15 protein-coding genes and 1 tRNA gene are annotated in these 18000 nt (G+C 71.6%); 6 read left to right on the top strand and 10 right to left on the bottom strand.

The features are described from left to right. Positions 1–75 precede the first annotated feature (75 nt). A complete protein-coding gene (locus JK359_RS01300) occupies positions 76–480 on the top strand; it encodes a globin (protein WP_201830693.1) in 405 nt (134 codons plus the stop codon). Between the two features lie 464 nt (positions 481–944). Here the strand turns inward: JK359_RS01300 and JK359_RS01295 are convergent, their stop codons facing one another. The 9 genes from JK359_RS01295 to JK359_RS01255 all read right to left on the bottom strand — a co-directional run bounded on the left by JK359_RS01295 (position 945) and on the right by JK359_RS01255 (position 12498). Beyond that, on the bottom strand, positions 945–1622 hold the full coding sequence (locus JK359_RS01295; protein WP_201830691.1) for a DUF8185 domain-containing protein: 678 nt from the start codon (positions 1620–1622) through the stop codon (positions 945–947). Continuing rightward, positions 1619–2032: an acyl-CoA thioesterase gene (locus tag JK359_RS01290; protein WP_201830690.1), complete on the bottom strand. Its 414-nt coding sequence runs from the start codon at positions 2030–2032 to the stop codon at positions 1619–1621. The genes JK359_RS01295 and JK359_RS01290 overlap by 4 nt, the downstream gene beginning before the upstream one ends. Positions 2033–2038: 6 nt before the next feature. Beyond that, the gene (gene ettA, locus JK359_RS01285; protein WP_201830689.1) at positions 2039–3703 is read right to left on the bottom strand and encodes an energy-dependent translational throttle protein EttA; all 1665 of its coding nucleotides are present in this window, start codon (positions 3701–3703) and stop codon (positions 2039–2041) included. Positions 3704–3872: 169 nt separating this feature from the next. After that, complete coding sequence (locus JK359_RS01280; RefSeq protein ID WP_307787924.1) at positions 3873–4637, bottom strand: DUF2182 domain-containing protein; 765 nt, start codon at positions 4635–4637, stop codon at positions 3873–3875. Beyond that, positions 4634–5248, bottom strand: coding sequence for a DUF1326 domain-containing protein (locus JK359_RS01275; RefSeq protein WP_201830687.1), 615 nt, complete (start codon positions 5246–5248; stop codon positions 4634–4636). Before JK359_RS01275 ends, JK359_RS01280 begins: the two co-directional genes overlap by 4 nt. Before the next feature lie 410 nt (positions 5249–5658). Further along, positions 5659–7095, bottom strand: a complete 1437-nt coding sequence (locus tag JK359_RS01270; RefSeq protein WP_201830686.1) for a Cys-Gln thioester bond-forming surface protein — start codon at positions 7093–7095, stop codon at positions 5659–5661. A 247-nt stretch (positions 7096–7342) separates the two neighbouring features. Beyond that, entirely contained in the window at positions 7343–7816 is a 474-nt protein-coding gene (locus tag JK359_RS01265; protein WP_201830684.1) for a single-stranded DNA-binding protein, read from the bottom strand. 542 nt (positions 7817–8358) lie between these two features. Then, complete coding sequence (locus tag JK359_RS01260) at positions 8359–10617, bottom strand: GTPase (RefSeq protein ID WP_372445342.1); 2259 nt, start codon at positions 10615–10617, stop codon at positions 8359–8361. 273 nt (positions 10618–10890) lie between these two features. After that, positions 10891–12498, bottom strand: a complete 1608-nt coding sequence (locus JK359_RS01255; RefSeq protein WP_201830674.1) for a dynamin family protein — start codon at positions 12496–12498, stop codon at positions 10891–10893. Between the two features lie 321 nt (positions 12499–12819). On the opposite strand from JK359_RS01255, the gene JK359_RS01250 reads away from it, so the two are divergent. After that, positions 12820–12892, top strand: a tRNA-Arg gene (locus JK359_RS01250). 725 nt (positions 12893–13617) lie between these two features. Then, positions 13618–13866, top strand: a complete 249-nt coding sequence (locus tag JK359_RS01245) for a DUF7660 family protein (RefSeq protein WP_201830672.1) — start codon at positions 13618–13620, stop codon at positions 13864–13866. A gap of 212 nt (positions 13867–14078) precedes the next feature. Here the strand turns inward: JK359_RS01245 and JK359_RS01240 are convergent, their stop codons facing one another. Further along, a complete protein-coding gene (locus JK359_RS01240; protein ID WP_201830670.1) occupies positions 14079–14738 on the bottom strand; it encodes an NADPH-dependent FMN reductase in 660 nt (219 codons plus the stop codon). Between the two features lie 349 nt (positions 14739–15087). Here JK359_RS01240 and JK359_RS38725 point away from each other — a divergent pair, with 349 nt between their 5' ends. From JK359_RS38725 to JK359_RS01225, 3 genes are all read left to right on the top strand, one after another. Beyond that, positions 15088–16410 carry a GNAT family N-acetyltransferase gene (locus tag JK359_RS38725; protein WP_236677116.1) on the top strand — a complete coding sequence of 441 codons (1323 nt, stop codon included), beginning with the start codon at positions 15088–15090 and terminating at the stop codon, positions 16408–16410. A 92-nt stretch (positions 16411–16502) separates the two neighbouring features. Further along, complete coding sequence (locus tag JK359_RS01230; RefSeq protein ID WP_201830668.1) at positions 16503–16676, top strand: hypothetical protein; 174 nt, start codon at positions 16503–16505, stop codon at positions 16674–16676. A 364-nt stretch (positions 16677–17040) separates the two neighbouring features. After that, entirely contained in the window at positions 17041–18000 is a 960-nt protein-coding gene (locus JK359_RS01225) for a D-2-hydroxyacid dehydrogenase family protein (protein WP_201830667.1), read from the top strand.

Below are 18000 nucleotides of genomic sequence, written 5' to 3'. Positions count from 1 at the left end.
GGGTCCACAGTAGGGGCGAGCGGGCCGGGTCCTAGGGCTTGAGTCCTGGGTCGCGCGGTCTGAGACCATGGAGCCGTGAAAGAGATTCGGCGCGGCACGCTTCAGGAGCAGACCTTCTACGAGCAGGTCGGCGGGGAGGAGACCTTCCGCCGGCTCGTCCACCGTTTCTACGAAGGGGTCGCCGAGGACCCGGAACTCCGGGCGATGTACCCCGAGGAGGACCTGGGCCCGGCCGAGGAGCGGCTCGCGCTGTTCCTGATGCAGTACTGGGGCGGCCCCACCACTTACAGCGACAACCGCGGCCATCCCCGGCTGCGCATGCGGCACGCCCCGTTCACGGTGAACCGGGCGGCGCACGACGCCTGGCTACGGCACATGCGGGTGGCCGTGGACGAACTGGGGCTATCCGAGGAGCACGAGCAGACGCTGTGGAACTACCTGACGTATGCCGCGGCGTCGATGGTGAACACCCCGGAGTGATCGCCCGGGACGGTAAGGCCGGAGTGATGCGGGACCGTCATCCGGAGCCGTCATGCGGGACGTGATGCGGGAGCGCCATGCGGGACCGAGATGCGGGACGGCCATCGGGGAGTGTCATGCGGGGCCGTGATGCGGGACGGCCATCGGGGAGTGTCACGCGGGACCGAGATGCGGGACGGCCATCGGGGAGTGTCATGCGGGGCCGTGATGCGGGACGGACTCGTGGACTGACGGCCTGTCACTGAAGGTCGGATTCCGGGCCGGCCGAACGGGCCGCCGCCGTTCGCGCGGGTGCCCGCAGGACCTTCGACGGCTTACCGGTGCACGTACGGACCCTGCACCGCTCGGGACCGTACGCCCTGCCCCGCTCCCCGCGGCCGGCCCCGCGAGTACGCCATGCGCGGCTCAGCGCACGCCGGGGTCCGGAGAAGCGGAGCCGGAGGAACGGAGTCGGAGGCGTGCGGTCAGCGCACGCTGAGTCCGAAGGACCCGAGCCCCGCCTGTCGTACGGCCACCGAGCCGTACGGGGTGCGCAGCCGCAGCCACGCCCCCGAGGAGAGCAGCCCCATGTCCTCCGCCCGGGTCCCGGGCCGCAGGAAGCCGAGGGACTGGGCCGCGTGCACGGCACGGACCGGCAGCCGGGTCCCCTTGATCTGCCTCGACCAGATGTCCCGCCCGATCCGGTCCAGCTCCGCCCGGGTACGTCCCTCGGGCGCCAGCTCCTCGGTACGCGCCCGGAACTCGGCGACCGCGGCGGCGACCGTGGTCCGCAGCGCGTCCGGCGCGGGCAGCCCCGGTTCGGACTGCCAGCCGGCCCGCGGCGGCAGCACACCGGCCCACGGCGGTCCGGTGACGGCCCGCGGCACCGCGGCGGTGGCCGCCCGCTCGTCCACGGACTCCAGGAACTCGCCGGCGGAGACCGTCACGTCCAGGGTGACGTCGAGCCCGTGCTCGTACGGCTTCGCCAGCCGCACGGCGCGGACCGCCAGCACCTCGAAGGACGGCGGCCGGCCGAAGACGGCGAGGGCCGTGCCGGCCGCCTGCAGGCGCACCGCGGCTCCACGGTCGTAGTGGAGCAGCCGGGCGAGGAAGGCGGCGAGGTCCGCCGCCTCCGTCTCGTCGGCCAGGTGCAGCACCGTCATGCGGCGACGGCCTCCTCGTCGGCCTCGTCCGTGTACTCCTCGAGGAAGGCGCGCTCCTCCGCGGTGATCCGGCGCGGACGCTGGGCCTCGAAGTCGAACGGCACGACCACCGTCGAGGCGCGCACGTAGACCAGGTCGTCGTCCTTCACCTCGTAGGTGATGGTGAAGGACGCGGCCCTGATCTCGCTGACCCACAGCTCGATGTCGACCGGGTGGTGCCGGTGGACGAGCTGCCGCTTGTAGTCGATCTCGTGGCGCGCCACCACGGACCCCTGCTTGAACTCCTTGTCCGGGCGGAACAGGAAGTTGATGCGGGCTTCCTCCAGGTAGCGGATGAAGACCGCGTTGTTGACATGTCCGTACGCGTCCATGTCGGACCAGCGCAGGGGACAGCGGTAGAGGTGGCGCAAGACCGATCAGCCCCGGGTCAGCTTCTTGTAGGTGGCACGGTGCGGACGCGCGGCGTCCGGACCGAGCCGCTCGATCTTGTTCTTCTCGTACGACTCGAAGTTGCCCTCGAACCAGAACCACTTGGAGTCGCCCTCGTAGGCGAGGATGTGGGTGGCGACCCGGTCGAGGAACCAGCGGTCGTGGGAGACGACCACGGCCGCGCCGGGGAACTCGAGGAGCGCGTTCTCCAGGGAGGACAGCGTCTCGACGTCGAGGTCGTTCGTCGGCTCGTCGAGGAGCAGCAGGTTGCCGCCCTGCTTGAGGGTGAGCGCCAGGTTGAGGCGGTTGCGCTCACCACCGGAGAGGACACCGGCCGGCTTCTGCTGGTCGGGGCCCTTGAAACCGAAGGCGGAGACGTAGGCCCGCGACGGCATCTCGACCTGGCCGACGTTGATGTAGTCGAGTTCGTCGCTGACCACGGCCCAGAGGGTCTTCTTCGGGTCGATGTTCGCGCGGCTCTGGTCGACGTACGAGATCTTGACGGTCTCGCCGACCTTGATGTCACCGGAGTCCGGGGTCTCCAGACCCTGGATCATCTTGAAGAGGGTGGTCTTGCCGGCGCCGTTGGGGCCGATGACACCCACGATGCCGTTGCGCGGCAGGGTGAAGCTGAGGTCGTCGATGAGGAGCTTGTCGCCGAAGCCCTTGGTGAGGTTGGAGACCTCGACGACGATGTTGCCGAGCCGCGGGCCCGGCGGGATCTGGATCTCCTCGAAGTCCAGCTTCCGCATCTTGTCGGCCTCGGCCGCCATCTCCTCGTAGCGGGCGAGACGGGCCTTGGACTTGGCCTGACGCCCCTTGGCGTTCGACCGCACCCACTCCAGCTCTTCCTTGAGGCGCTTGGCGCGCTTGGCGTCCTTCTGCCCCTCGACCTTGAGACGGGTCTGCTTGGTCTCGAGGTACTTGGAGTAGTTGCCCTCGTAGCCGTGGAGACGGCCGCGGTCGACCTCGCAGATCCAGCCGGCGACGTTGTCGAGGAAGTACCGGTCGTGGGTCACGGCCACGATGGTGCCCTCGTACTTGGCGAGGTGCTGCTCCAGCCAGTTCACCGACTCGGCGTCGAGGTGGTTGGTGGGCTCGTCGAGGAGCAGCAGGTCGGGGGCTTCGAGCAGCAGCTTGCACAGCGCCACGCGCCGCTTCTCACCACCGGAGAGGTTGGTGACGGCCCAGTCGCCGGGCGGGCACCCGAGCGCGTCCATGGCCTGCTCCAGCTGGGCGTCGAGGTCCCACGCGTTGGCGTGGTCGAGCTCCTCCTGCAGCTTGCCCATCTCGTCGAGCAGCGCGTCGGAGTAGTCGGTCGCCATCAGCTCGGCGATCTCGTTGAACCGGTCGAGCTTGCCCTTGACCTCGGCGACACCCTCCTGGACGTTCTCCAGGACGGTCTTGTCCTCGCTCAGCGGCGGCTCCTGCAGGAGGATGCCGACGGTGTAGCCCGGCGACAGGTAGGCATCGCCGTTCGACGGCTGCTCCAGTCCCGCCATGATCTTCAGGATGGTCGACTTACCGGCACCGTTCGGGCCGACCACACCGATCTTCGCGCCGGGCAGGAAGTTCAGCGAGACGTCGTCAAGGATGACCTTGTCGCCGATGGCCTTGCGCGTCTTGCGCATGGTGTAGATGTACTCAGCCAAGAGAAACCGTCCGGCAGCTTGAAATCTGGCAGTGGGCAGATACACCCCATCTTGCCTGACCGCCAGCCTTGGGTGGTAACCCGCCGCAGTCCGGCCCGCTGACCTGCGCTTTCCTTATCGGCCGCGGTGGACGCAGACGGGGCGCGCTCCGGTGGTGCGTTTTTTCGGTTCAGTGGCCGAGGCTCATCTCGGTCATGCCGCCGCCGGTGAGATTCGGGGCCAGCGACGGCACCCAGAAGACGGCGATCGCGAGTGCGAGCGAGGTGACCCCGACGACGCGGGCGAGGAGATGTCCCCGTGGCAGGCGTCTCTCCGCGGTGATGACGGCGGCCAGGCCCACCATGGCCCAGAGGTCCATCACACCGAACGCGGTCAGCAGCAGCATCAAGGACCAGCAGCATCCCAGGCAGAACGCCCCGTAGTGGGCTCCGGAACGCACGTGGCGCGCGGGGCCGCGGAACGACGCGTAGTGCAGCAGCAGAGCGACCGGTGAGCGGCACTTGGTGAGGCAGAGGTCCTTGAGCGGGGTGAGCTGGTAGATCCCGTTGACGGCGAACACGGCGGCGGCCAGTGCCGTCCCCGCCGCCGGATACGTGGCCGCGGTCTGCGTCGCACCGAAGGCCAGGGCGTAGGCCGGCAGCCCCGCTGCCGCCCAGATCAGCAGATAGCCGGCGGTGAACGCGACCAGGCGCGGCGTCCGGTGCACGGGCGCCGTCCGTGCGTACAGCGAGGCGGCCGGCGCGGTGGCCGGCAGCATCATCGCGGCCATCATGATCGTCCAGGTGCCCAGGAAGGCGGGCAGTTCCCCTGTCATGTCCGGGGAAGCCATGTCGTCCCGGCGCAGTACCGTCCAGGCCCAGGCGGCGGCAGCCGTGAGCAGCAGCAGTCCGATGCCGGCCACGGGGCGGCGGGCGGTGATCGCCGTCCGGGTCACGCCGACCATGAGAAGGGCGCCGAGTGCGCGTTGCGGCCGGTGAAGTCCCAGGAGCGCCCGTGTACGCCGTGGCCGACGGCCCGCGTCGACCGGGCGACGGTCAGCGTGCTGTTCGCGGGGTGGAACATGCCGGTCAGTCTCATCACGGGACCGCTCTCGCCGAACTGCGGAGCCACCTGGTCCTCGATCTCGATGTCGATGGCGTTCGCCACCTGGACGGTGTGCCGTCTGCCGTCGTCGTGGAACTCGATGGGGACGCGTTCCACACCGAGGACCTCGCCGATGAGGGGGCCGAGCGCCGCCATGGGTCCGCCCGCCTGCCCGGAGAAGACCTTGCCGAGCGCGTCCGCCTGGCGGTCGTCGGCCGAGGCGTCCACGTACAGCGCGACCTGCCAGCCGCCGTCGGCCATCACGCGCGGCGCGTCCGCGAAGACGACGACGCTGCGGTCCGACACGTCCACGCCGTCGACCTCACCCTGTGCGACGTGGAAGGCGAGAGTCACCTGGCAGCGCTCGTTGTCGGCGGGGGCCGTCAGGCCCGAGGTGGTGCACGGGCACACGCTGTCGCAGTTGCAGCTTTCGAGGTAGGTACCGTTCACGTTCCAAGCCATCTCCGTACTCCTGCCTGGTTCACCCGCCTGTCGGTGACGCGAAGCCGTGTCCGGCCGGCGGAGGGCATGGCCCGATGCGGGCGCCGCCTGTGCGGCGTCTCGGCCTCAGGGGGAATTCGGGGCCGCGGACGACTGCCACGCGTCCGCCGACCACATGACCGGCATCGGGAGAGTCCTCAGCCGAAACGGCCGCCCGAGCACTTCCCAGGCTAGCCCCGGACCCGGGATCGGGCCGTTCGTCCGCCTGCCCGGCGAGCGCCGCCTGCCCGGCGACCGCCGAGCCACGTGCCGGGTCGAGCCGGGGGCCGAGGCCGGGGCGGGGCGGGCCAGGCCCCGGCTGGGGCGGGGCGGGACGGACCCGGCTGGGGCGGGCCGTGCGGGACGGGCCGGGGGCGGGGGCAGGGGCGGGGTCAGTCGCCGGTGCGGGTTTCCTTCCGGCGCAGCAGGATCAGAACCGCGCCGCCGATCACGACCAGGCCGATGGCCAGTCCGGCGATCAGGGGTGTGATCGCCGAGCCGCCGGTCGCGGCCAGGTCGGTGGTGTCCACCGTGTCGCCGCCCACCGTGGCGGGGCTGGGGTCGCTGCGGAGCTGGGCCGTCTCCGTCGTGATCGCTCCCTGGGTCTTGCAGTCCAGGACGCCGGTGAAGCGCCGGCTGAAGCCGGCGGGTCCGGTGATCGTGAAGTCGTAGGCCTGGTCCTCCTGGACCGGGACGGTCACCGTGCGGGTCGTGCCGGCCGGGATGGTGTGCTCGCCGCCCATCAGCGTGAAGGTGAACGGCTTGTCGCCCTTGTTGGCCGCGATGATGTCCACGCCTCCCCCGGCGCAGTTCTTGCGGGCCGAGATCGCCGGTATGGCGCCCTCGGCGGACCAGCCGGCCGTCGCGGTCGCGGAGACCGTGGACTCGCTGGAGCCGGCCAGGATCTGGGTCTGGCTGCGGCTCTCCGAGGCGAAGGCCCGGCCCACCGGCACGGTCGTCGACGCCTGGACGGTCAGCTCGGCCGTCCCGTCCGCCGCGTCCTCGGGTACGTCGAAGTACAGCCGGGTGCCGTTCTTCGCCGTGGTGATCACCTTGCCGGTCTTGTCGATGATCCGCAGCCCGCTGGTGGCCGCGTCCGCCGGCGGGGTCACCGTGACCGCGCCCGCATTGGTGTGCACGGTCACCGGTCCGAGCAGGTCGCCGGGCCGGCCGGAGACCGCGGGCGGGTCCAGGGAGAGCGAGGCCTGCGGCTCGGCGACGTTGCGGGCGCTCTTCTCCAGGTAGTCGGCGAGCTTCTCGGCCTGCGGGTCGACGGCGTCGACCTTCGCGCCGTCGGAGTAGCGCCAGATCGCCACCTGCGTGCCGGCGGCCGCGTCCTGCTCGGTCAGCCCGCTGGCACCCGCCCGTCGTGCGAGGGCGGCGAGGTCGTTGACCTGGGGGTAGGAGTTCTGCAGGATCCAGCGGATCCGGCCCGCGTCCTTGTTGGTGCCCAACGAGGTGCCGCTCCAGGGTGTCTCCTGGTATCTGGCGTCCCCCTGGGTGGGGTTGTGGAGGTCGACGCAGTACGTCTGCAGGGCGCCCCCGCCGTCCACCGACATCTCGAACAGGCCCGCGGCGACCCGCTGCTCGCCGCCGCTCTCGTGGAACACGGCCTGGCCGTAGGTCTTCAGCCCGTTGATCGTCGCCGTCGCGCCGCCCTGGGTCTGCGGTGCCTCCTCGGCCACGGCCGTACCGGCGCCGGACAGCACACCGGCCGCCACGAGCCCGGTCACCGTGGCGGCCGCCAGACGGGCCGTTCCGGTGGACCGGCAGATCCCAGAGAGCGCAGCAAGCACAGAATTCCCCTTCGAGCAGGACCCGTTGGACATGGGGGACGGTCCCACCAGCAGAATCGGCAGCCCCTAGGGGCACGCCCGGCATCCTATGGATCAGCCGCAGCCTCACCGGCCGGTCCGATCATCCGATGGCCGATCCGATCCATAATCGTTATCGCCGGGCCCCGTCCGTGAGCTGGCCGTATCGACAAATCCACCGGCCTGTACAGCGTGTTCACGCGGTATCCACAGTCCGTCCGGAACGTGGCACCGTGGCCGGTGGCGGCAGATGTGACTGACGTCATGTCACCACCGCTGGTTCCTGCCGCTGTTGTGCCGCTCCGCCGTCCTGCGGGTCGGCCGGCGGCGGTGTCTCCCAGTTCGGCTCCGGCCGGGCCGCCGGTGGCGTGTCCTGCTTGGCCGCGCGGTGGAAGAGCGCCGTACCCCGCGCCAGGTCGTGGCCGATCGCCACGGCGTCGATGTCGGCGGAGGCCCACTGCTGCTGTCCCTCGCGCGCTTCCGTACGCACCTTCAGCCGGCCCTGCACGACGACCGGCTGCCCCACCTCCACGCACGCGGCCACGTTGACCGCGAGCTGGCGGTTGGCCCACACCGTGAAGAAGTTGGTGTGCCCGTCCGTCCAGGCGCTCTTCTCGCGGTCCCAGTAGCGCGCGGTCACCGCCAGCCGGAACCGGGCCGACGGCCCGGCCGCCACGTCGCGGTACACCGGCTGCGTCGCCACGTTGCCCACCACACACACGAAGGTCTCGTTCACGTCCTCGCTCCCCTCCACCGCCCGTGGCCCGCAGGCCGGGCGGACACGCCTACGGGCCCGTCCCGTACGGCTGCGTCTGCCGCGCCGGCGCGCACGACTTCCGTACGCGCCCGCACGTCCCGCCGACAGCCCGCCGTGTCCGCCGTGCCTCCGGCCGGACCCGCCGTGCGATCGCCGTGACCTCAGACTGCCTCCGCCGGGCCGAGCCCGCTGAGCGCTGTGGACGGCCACCAGGCTGTGGAAAACCCCACCACCCGCACGAGTGACCACCCATCACCGCACGCCTCACCCACCCCCTCGCCGACCCCCTCACAACCGGCCCTCACCAGCACCGTTCCGGACAACCGGCCCCCGCCAGCACCGTTCCGGCCCCGCCACGCATCACGAGCCCCGTTCCGGCCCGCCCCGCATCACCAGCACCGTGCGCGGCTCGCCCGCACATCCACACCACCGACGCCGCTGACACCCCACCCACACAACCGGCGCCCCCGCGCCCACCCGGAGGGCTCCCCGCTCGTGCGCCCCGCCGACCGGCTCCGGCCTCACCCGCCCGAAGCCCCGCTCCGCACCACCTTCCCGTACTGCTCGCGCACCTCCCGGTACCGCAGCAGTTCCGCCGCCACCGGGTCGAGCACGCGGGCCCGGCCGCAGCTCGCCGCCGCCTCCCGCAACCGCCGTTCCGCGTCCTGGCCGTAGCGCCGTGCGGGCCCCCGCGCCGCCATCCGGCAGCCCCACTCCACCAGTGGCCCGCCGACGATGCCGCACACCATCAGCAGCACCGGAACACCCAGGTTGGGCGCCATCACACCGGCGATCTGCCCCGCCAGCCACGCGCCGCCCACGATCTGCAGCAGGGTCATCGCCGCCTGGACCAGCACGGCCACGGGCCACCACCCCGGACGCGGCGGGCGGCCGGGCGGGAGTCCGGCCCGCGCCGCCAGGTCGTCCAGCGCCTCCGACAGCCCGTTCGCGCCGCGCACCGCCGCCTCGCGCACCGCCTGTGCCCAGGGCGTGGGCAGCCCGGCCGACGCCCGCTCGGACACCGTACGGACCGCCTGCTCCACCCGCTGGCGCGCCGTGGTCTCCTCGTCCGCCTGGGCACGCACCGCGATACGGCCGGTCGTGGACTCGCCCCGGCCCTGGTACCAGCGCCACAGCCGCAGCCAGGGCGTGCCGCACGCGCGGTTGGCGTTGCGCAGCCAGGCACGCTCGGCGGCCTCGCCGGCCGCCGTGGCGCCCACCGCGTCCGCGAGCCGCGCGGCGAACTCCTCGCGCGCCTCCTCGGTCAGGCCGCTGCGCCGCCCGGTGGCGTAGACGGGCCGAAGCTCGACCGCGGCGGCGTCCAGGTCGGCCGCCACCCGGCGGGCCGCAGCGCCGCGTTCCGCCACGAACTGGCCGAGCGACTCACGCAGATCAGCGACACCGTCGCCGGTGAGCGCGGACAGCGCCAGCACCGTGGCACCGGGTTCGCCGTGCTCGCCGAGCGCGATGCCGTCCTCGTCCAGCAGCCGCCGCAGGTCGTCCAGGACCTGGTCGGCGGCGTCGCCGGGCAGCCGGTCCACCTGGTTGAGGACGATGAACATGACCTCCGCGTGGCCGGCCATGGGCCGCAGATAGCGCTCGTGCAGGACGGCGTCGGCGTACTTCTCGGGGTCGACCACCCAGATGACCGCGTCGACGAGTTTCAGGATCCGGTCGACCTGTTCGCGGTGCTGTACGGCCGCGGAGTCGTGGTCGGGCAGGTCGACCAGGACCAGGCCGCGCAGCTGCGCCTCATTCTCCGGGCTGTGCAGCGGGCGGCGGCGCAGCCGGCCCGGGATGCCGAGCCGGTCGATGAGGCTCGCGGCGCCGTCGCTCCAGCTGCACGCGATGGGCGCGGCCGTGGTCGGGCGTCGCACGCCGGTCTCCGAGATGGCCACCCCGGCGAGGGCGTTGAACAGCTGTGACTTGCCGCTGCCGGTGGCTCCGGCGAGGGCGACGACGGTGTGCCGGCCGGACAGCTTGCGGCGCGCGGCGGCCTCGTCCAGGACGCGGCCCGCCTCGGCGAGGGTGTGGCTGTCCAGGCGGGTGCGCGAGAGACCGACGAGTTCGCGCAGGGCGTCCAGGCGGGAGCGCAGCGGGCCGTCGTACGCCAGCGGCGCGGGTACGCGGCTGCCCGGGCCGCGGTGCGTGGTCTCCAGCGCGGAGGCGCGCTCGACGGCGAGGGCGGCGGCGGAGGTCTCGGTGACGCGCCGGGCGATGAGTCCGTCGTCCCACGCGTCCTGGGAGTCGGAGTCGGCGGGGGAACCGGAGCCGGCGGCGGAATCCGGGCCGGTGGAACCCGAAGCGGCGGAATCCGAGGCGGGGGAATCCGGGCCGGCGGAATCCGAAGCGGAGGAATCCGGGCCGGCGGAGTCCGGAGCGGCGGCGCAGTCGGTCCCGCCGGCGCCGTCATCGGCCGGGGCGGGGGCGGCGAGGGGCTTGGGCGCGGCTTCCGCGGCGGTACGGGGCTTGGGCGAGAGGAGCTTCGACGAGGGGGAGTGCGGACGTGGAACGGGCACGGCGTCCTCGGTACCGAGCCCGCGCGCGGGGCGGTCACGCTCGGCGTTCGCCTCCTTCACGCGCGCGTGCGGCCCGCCGACGGCATCCTTGCCCCTGCCCTCGTCCAGGTCGCCGCCGCTCCGGTGGCCACCCCCGCTCCGGTCCCCGCCCGCGTCCGGGCCTCCGCCTCCGTTCCAATCCCCGCCCCTGGGCGCCTCCGCTCCCTCGGCAGGGCAGGCGTCCGCGGTGCGGCCGGTACCGGACCCGCGGCCGCCCTTCACGAGGCTCAGACCGTCGTCCGTCGGACCGTCGGCGCGCCCGGCGTCACCGTCCCCCGCGCCACCGGAACCGGAGTGCTGGTGCTCCATGGACCGCTCGCCGTTGCCGTTGCCGCTGCCGTTGCCGTTCCCGCTGCCATTGCCACTGCCGTTGCCGTGTCCAGCGCTGCCGTTGCCGTGTTCGGCGCTGCCGCTGTCGCTGTCGCTGCCGTGATCGATGCGCGTCATGTGGTCGGTGTGATCCGTGTGGTCGTGGTCAGTGACGGCGGTCACCGGTCACCTCTCCTTCTGCAGTACGGACAGCGCGGCGATGAGTTCGGCCTGTTGCTCGGCGTGGACGTCCAGGGCGTCGAGCGGGGCGCGGCGCCGTTCGCGTTCGCCCTGCATGACGCGGTCCACGTGCTCGCCGAGCAGCCTCCCGGCCCGGTCGCGCAGCCGCAGCGCACCGTGGGCGCCGAGCCGCTCGGCGAGTCCCTCGCCCGCGGACCGCGCCCGGCGCCCGCCGAGCACCGCCGTGGCGACGAGTGCGGCGACGACCTCCGCGTCGACGGCGGCAGACCGCTCCAGGTGCCGTACCTCGTCCTCGGCGTACTCCTCCAGTTCGCGCCGCCAGCGCCGTACAGCAAGGCCGATGCGGTGCTCGGCGTGCTCCAGTGACGTGACACGGTCGGCGAGGCCCGGGGCGCCCGCGGCGGGCTCGCGCCGCCAGGTGTCGTCGATGCGCTCGTCGGCGGCGGTGACGACGCACAGCAGCAGGGCCGCCAGGCTCTCCACGAGGGCGTCCAGGAGTTCCCCGGCGGTGCAGTCCAGCGGGAAGGCGCGCCAGCGCTTGAGGGCGTCCCCGGCGAGTACGGCACCGGACTGGAGCCGGCCCCGCACGCGCGCGTGCTCGCTGTCGTAGGCGCTGTCCACGGCGGAGGTGAGCCGGAGGGCCGCCGCGTACTGTGCGGCGGAGGCGCCGGCCAGCTCCGGCATGCGCGACTTGAGCGAGTCGAGGAGCCCGTACGCCGTGCGCGCCATCGCGTGCTGCCGGGCGGCGGGGTCCTGTGCGTGCTGGACGAGCCAGGTCTTCAGAGGTGCGACGGCGGTGCCGGGCAGCAGACCCGCGCCCCACGCGGACTCGGGCAGCTCGGGCACGGTGAAGCGGGGTACGTGGCCGAGCCCGGCCTTGGTGAGCAGGGCGCCGTACTGCCGGGAGACCTCGGAGACGACCTGGTGGGGGACCCGGTCTAGGACGGTGACGAGGGTCGCGTCGTACTCCTTGGCGGTGCGCAGCAGGTGCCAGGGGACCGCGTCGGCGTACCGGGCGGCCGTCGTGACCATGATCCAGATGTCGGCGGCGCAGATCAGTTCGGCGGCGAGGACTCGATTGCCGGCGATCAGGGAGTCGATGTCCGGGGCGTCGAGGAGGGCGAGGCCGCGCGGGAGGGTGTCGGCGGTCTCGATGCGCAGTACGCGCCCCGGATCCGCCTCCGTCCCCAGGAGGTCGTCCGCCGGATCCCGATGGGGCACCCACACGCGCGTGAGGTCGGGGAGCACACGCATGCCGCTGAACCAGTGATGATCCTCCGGATGACAGACGAGCACCGGTGTCCGGGTGGTCGGCCGCAGCACGCCCGCCTCGCTCACCCGGCGGCCGACGAGCGAGTTCACGAGCGTCGACTTACCCGCGCCGGTGGAGCCGCCGACGACCGCCAGCAGCGGCGCCTCGGGCGCCCGTAGGCGGGGTACGAGATAGTCGTCGAGCTGCGCGAGGAGTTCGTCGCGGTTGGCACGCGCGCGTGGGGCCCCGGCCAGGGGCAGCGGAAAGCGTGCGGCGGCGACACGGTCGCGCAGAGCGGAGAGTGTGTCGAGCAGCTGAGGCCGTACGTCCAAGGTCACCACATGCGAAGAATGCCCAATTTTAGGGGAATTCTGAAGCATATGGACATGTCTGCGCGCCGACGGAACGGAACGGACGGATGGGACGACCGGGACGCGGGCGCAGTCCAGGCATAACGAGTACACAACACCCGGTGCGTCAGCCGCCAAAAGCGGTGCACGATTCGTACCTGCCTGCGATTATCAGGACCGCTTCACCGAACCTCCACATCGAGCCACGGAGGCGAAGCGACCGGGTCAAGGAACCGGGAGCCCTATCCTTGACCCCGGCAACGTCACGGACCAGCCCGCACCAGGGCCCCGCTCACGAGGCCAACCCACCCGGCCCCCGTAGCTCAGTGGATAGAGCAGGCGCCTTCTAAGCGCTTGGCCGCAGGTTCGAGTCCTGCCGGGGGCGCCCACCCTCAGCCCTCCCCCTCGGGAGGGCTTTTTGCTGGTCAGGTACGCAGGGGTGGTTCCGCTCGATACGGCAGCCCCAGACACCCCTTGGTGATCAAAGGCGCGGCAGCTGCCCGTCCGCACAAGGGGCACCGGCGGCCAGGAGCACGGCGACGCCGCCGCCGGCAGCACGGCCCTCCGCGTGCTGCGCCACGCCGGCGGCTGCCGGAGCCGGTGAGGACGACGCCGTCGGATTCACCTCGGAACGGCGAATCACCCGGCTGGAGCTGTCCGTGGGCGATGTGCTGCCGCAGGATGCGCGTGAGGGCACTGGTCATCGGCGTCGGGCTCGGGCAGTGTCACGTCCTCCACCCGCACGGCTGTTCCGGGTCGTGGGCCGCAGTTGCTCTCGATCCACTTGAGAATGGTCACCACGTGCGGGGTGCGTCCGGGCGCCGGTTCGTGTTGAACCCGCATGCGCGAGGAGCCGTCCGGACGGCCGCAGGTGCGAACTGGGCTGACTGCGCCCGCAACAGCGCGACGGCGGCCCTCATTGTGATCACGGCTTGACCTGTGTCTTACGTGCCGTGATGCTGCGGTGGCCCGTGGGGCGTGTCGATCCGAGGGGGAGCAGATGGCACACGCAGGAGCAGCTCTCCCGGCTGAGGGCATCATGGTCATGACGGTTGTCGTACTCCGCTCACGGGGCGCCGCATACCGGCGTGCCGAGTAGGGTCCCCAGGCATGACCACCTCTCCCGATCGCGTCGGCAGCAGAGAAGACCTGGCGGCCTTCGTTCGTTCCTTGCACCGCGGTCATGCCGAGGACGGAGACTCATGGGAGAACACGGACCTGTCGGGCTTCTTGGAGGCCTTGGCCGCCTGGATCGACGACGCTGACGGCTGGTACGGAAACACCGGCCGGGAGTTGCCGCCCGGCGGTGACTGGACGTTCTTCGCCCGGGCTCTGCAAGCGGCGACCATGTACGAGTAGGGCGGGCCGTGTCGGATGCGTGTAGAAGAGCAGTCGATGACGCGCGCGGCATGAAAAGGGCGGCAGGACCGGTGCGAACTCGGCAGGACCGGTGCGAACTCGGCGGGCCCGGCCGTAGCAGGGCGATGGGGGCCGCGGTCAGGGGCTTCGCGATGTTCTTCCGGCCGCCGCCGCCGAGTTGACGCCGACCGGCGTCCTCGTACTCCGAGGACTCACTTCTCGGCCCGCTGAGTAATGGCCGCCTCGGTGCGGTCTCCCAGGAACTCGTACCAGCGGCGTTCGAGGCAGACGTAACGCACGTCCGCTTCGACGAGGCTGAGGAAGCCCGACACGGTCTCGGTGAGACGTTGTTGCAGCCCTGGGTCCGTCAGCGTTCCGTCCTCGGCGAAGGCCTGGTAGCTGTTGGCCACGCTGAACATGTCCGGGTAGACGCGGGTGCCCAGATGTTCCAAGGGAACCCTCAGAGCCCACAACCCGCGGTTGCCCCCGATCAGCGAAGGCGAGGCGGAGACGAGCAGCGCGTGCTTGGTCTTGAACGGCTGCGGCCGGACACGCGAGACCCAGTCGATCGCGTTCTTCAGCACTCCCGGCACCGAGGCGTTGTACTCCGGCGAGGAGATGACGAAGGCGTCGCACTGCTCAAGTCGGTCGCGCAGGGCGAGGGCTCCGGGCGGCAGCCCTTCGCCGGCCTCCATGTCGCCGTCGTACAGGGGCATGTCGAAGTCGCGCATGTGGGCGAGGTCGACGGCGGCACCGGTGTCGGAGATGAGCCGGGCCACCAGGGAGGCGAGGCGAACGTTGCTCGAATCGGCCCGCAGGGCCGCGCCGAAGACGAGGAATCGCAGCGGGCCGGGAAGCGTGTCCGTGGGCATGGAGTCGTCCTTCCGTCGCGGGCGGGCGCCGCCGAGACGACGCCCCACCCACCAGTGTGGTTTCCCGGTCGGCGTCCTGCGACAGGGCCGGAAACCGGCAGGCCCGGAGCCGGTCAGGACGGTGGCTCGGTCACTGAGTCGTGCGCAGCGACCGGTGCCGGGAGGCTCACCCGTGCCTCGATGTTCCGGTTCGGCCACTCTCCGTCCCGCTTTTCATTGAACTCTCATCCACTCCCCCGTACCTGGGGGTCATCGGCCTGACGGCACCTGCACCGCGGTGAGCGGGCACCGGTTCACACCCGGGAAAAGACGAGAGCAGCCTGACCGTCGCGCCGATTATCCTGCGCCCATGGCCGACCTGCGTGAGCTGTGTTCCATCCGCGACGTCCGCAGCGCAGCGAACGGTGATCCGCTGCTGCTGTGGGCCGCGGGCGATCTACCGCACGGCACGCGGGCCTTCGCCCTCGGTGAGGCCAGCGCGGTGGTGGCGCCGGCGCTGTCCTGCCGCGACCGGCTCGCCGTCACCGGCCCGGCCGCCGACGCCGCAGACCTGATCCGCGCGGTTCTGCCGCAAGTCGGCCCGACCTTCCGGCCCATCGGCGACGAGGAACTCATCCGCACCCTCGTGACATGCGTTCCGGAACTGGAGATCGCCGACGCTTTCGGGTGGATGCAGACGGAGACCGCCACCAGCCGCCGTGACGGAGCCGCGTGGCTGACCGCGTCGGATCGTTCCGACATCACCGCGCTGCTGGACGAGGCGTTCCCGGATTCCTACGCCCGGCCGGATCGGCCGGGCGTGCGTCGCTGGGCCGGCGCCCGCGATGCAAACGGCACGCTGCTGGCATGTGCGGCCGACGCCTGGAGCGCGCCGACCGTCGGATTCCTTGCGGGGGTCGCCACCGCGGAACAAGCGCGTGGGCGCGGTATGGGCACGGCCGTGTGCAGTCTCGTCCTGGACAGCCTCGTCGCCGACCACGGCGTGGCCGCGTTGATCGTCGACGGCTGGAACACCGCCGCCGTCCGCCTCCACCGCAGCCTCGGCCTGTCCTGGCGTCCCCTCGCAGCCGCCCGCGTCGCAGGCGGGCGGCATCATCTCCGCGACGGCCGCGTGGATCATCTCCGCGACGGCCGCGTGGATCGCCTCCGCGACGGCCGCGTGGATCGCCTCCGCGACGGCCGCACGGATCGGTTGCAGCGCAGCGCCTGGCAGTACGTGGCGGAGGTACTCGCACCCGAGGACCTCCCGATGCTCGCCGCTCATGCGCTCGTCGACGGGTGTGATTCCCCGGCCCTGCGCGAGCTGGCGGGACTGCCGCGCAGGGGCGACGTGGCCGAGATCCGTGACCTGTACGTCGAAGCCCTGCACGAACTCGGCATACCTCTTCCCGACGAGGAGACAGCCGGACGGCGCCTCCTCGCGAGCCTCGCGTCCGGTCTCACGCGGGGCGAGCTGAGTCCCAGGGACGTGGCCGACCGGCTGTCGATGACGGTCGCAGCCCGCACCCAGGAGGAAACCCGGTTCCTCTCCGTCGCAGCGGAGTACAGCGAATGGCTCAGCCCCGACTTGCTTCCGGGATGGGAACACGATCTGAGAACCGCGGCCCACGCGCTGACCACCTCCACCGGCCTCGGCTCCGACACCGGCGTACCGAGTTCGCGGCATGACTGACTCACCCGCCGATGGGGCGCGCAGAGGTGGTGCGGCAGGTAGTTTTCACCGTGACCGTTCGCAGCACAGCGGGCCGGCTTGGGGGACACACGGTGGACGAAGACGAGATCAGGCGCGCGGTGGCACGAGGGATACGGGACTACGAGAAGTCCCGCCCGAAGCCGAAGGGGATCGTCGCGGAGACGGAGAGCGCCGTAGGCGGCTGCGTGGCGATGTTCTTCGTGGCCCTGGTGATTCTGGGCATCGTTGCCGCCTGCAGCAGATGACGCGGTCACGAAGCGGCTGCCCGCCGACGGACCGGGGAAGAAGGTCTTCCCCGTCTCGTCCGACGAGTACGCGGCACTGATGCGTCATTCGCGGGCCGTCCACTCGGAGACGCGGAGGACTGCTACGCCTGAGCGTGTTCCGGTGACGGCGGCATCCCACCCGGTGTACGCGAGCGGTATTCGTGGCTTCCGCCGGGCGTTCCAGGTCGCGTGTCCCAACTCCCAGGTTGCTTCCCGTACGTGACGCAGCCCAGTGATGAGAAGTATCTGGAGCACGTGCGGGGGCCGGGGTCGCGGGCGGAGGGCCCGGGATGGGCCTGGCCAGGCGCTGGTCGTTACAGTCGGATTCCGGAAAGGAGATGGCGTGCTGCTTCGTTGTGCCGTGCTGGATGACTTTCAGGGTGTGGCCGTCGCGTCGGCCGACTGGGCGGCGGTCGGGGAGCGGGTGGAGGTCGTCGCGCTGCGGGAGCACATCGAAGGCGAGGACGCTCTCGCCTCGGCTCTCGTCGGCTACGACATCGTCGTCACCTTGCGCGAGCGCGTTCCCTTTCCCGGCTCGCTGATCGCCCGGCTCCCCCGGCTGAAGCTGCTCATCGCCTCGGGGATGCGTAACAGCGTGATCGATTACGCCGCCGCCGAGGCGCACGGGGTGACCGTGTGCGGTACGGCGAGTTCGAGCACTCCGCCGGTCGAGCTGACGTGGGCGCTGCTGCTCGGACTGGCCCGGGGCATCGTGCAGGAGAACAACGCCCTTCGGGACAACGGCCCCTGGCAGTCGACCGTCGGGGCCGATCTGCACGGTCGCCGGCTGGGTCTCCTCGGGCTGGGGAAGATCGGCAGCCGGGTGGCACAGGTCGGGCTCGCCTTCGGGATGCGGGTGAGCGCATGGAGCCAGAGCCTCGACAAGGAGCGGGCCGCGGAGTCCGGGGTCGAACTGGCCGCCTCCAAGGAGGAGTTGCTGCGCGAGAGTGACTTCGTCTCCGTGCACCTCGCGCTCGGCGACCGTACCCGCGGACTCGTCGGCGCCGCCGAACTCGCCCTGATGAAGCCGACCGCCTATCTGGTCAATACCTCCCGCGCGGCGATCGTGGACCAGGAGGCGCTGCTGGCCGCCCTGCACGAGGGCCGGATCGCGGGCGCCGGTGTCGACGTCTTCGACATCGAGCCGCTGCCCGCCGGCCACCCGATGCGCACCGCGCCCCGGCTGCTCGCCACCCCCCACCTCGGCTACGTCTCGCACGCCAACTACACGACGTACTACGGTCAGGCGGTGGAGAACATCCAGGCCTATCTGGCGGGTTCTCCGGTACGGCGACTGCCCTGA

This window comes from Streptomyces actinomycinicus (assembly GCF_016741775.1).
In the GTDB taxonomy this organism is placed as follows: Bacteria; Actinomycetota; Actinomycetes; order Streptomycetales; family Streptomycetaceae; genus Streptomyces; species Streptomyces actinomycinicus.
The sequence above is the reverse complement of the archived record's forward strand: the minus strand, read 5'-3'. Positions and strand labels throughout refer to the sequence as shown.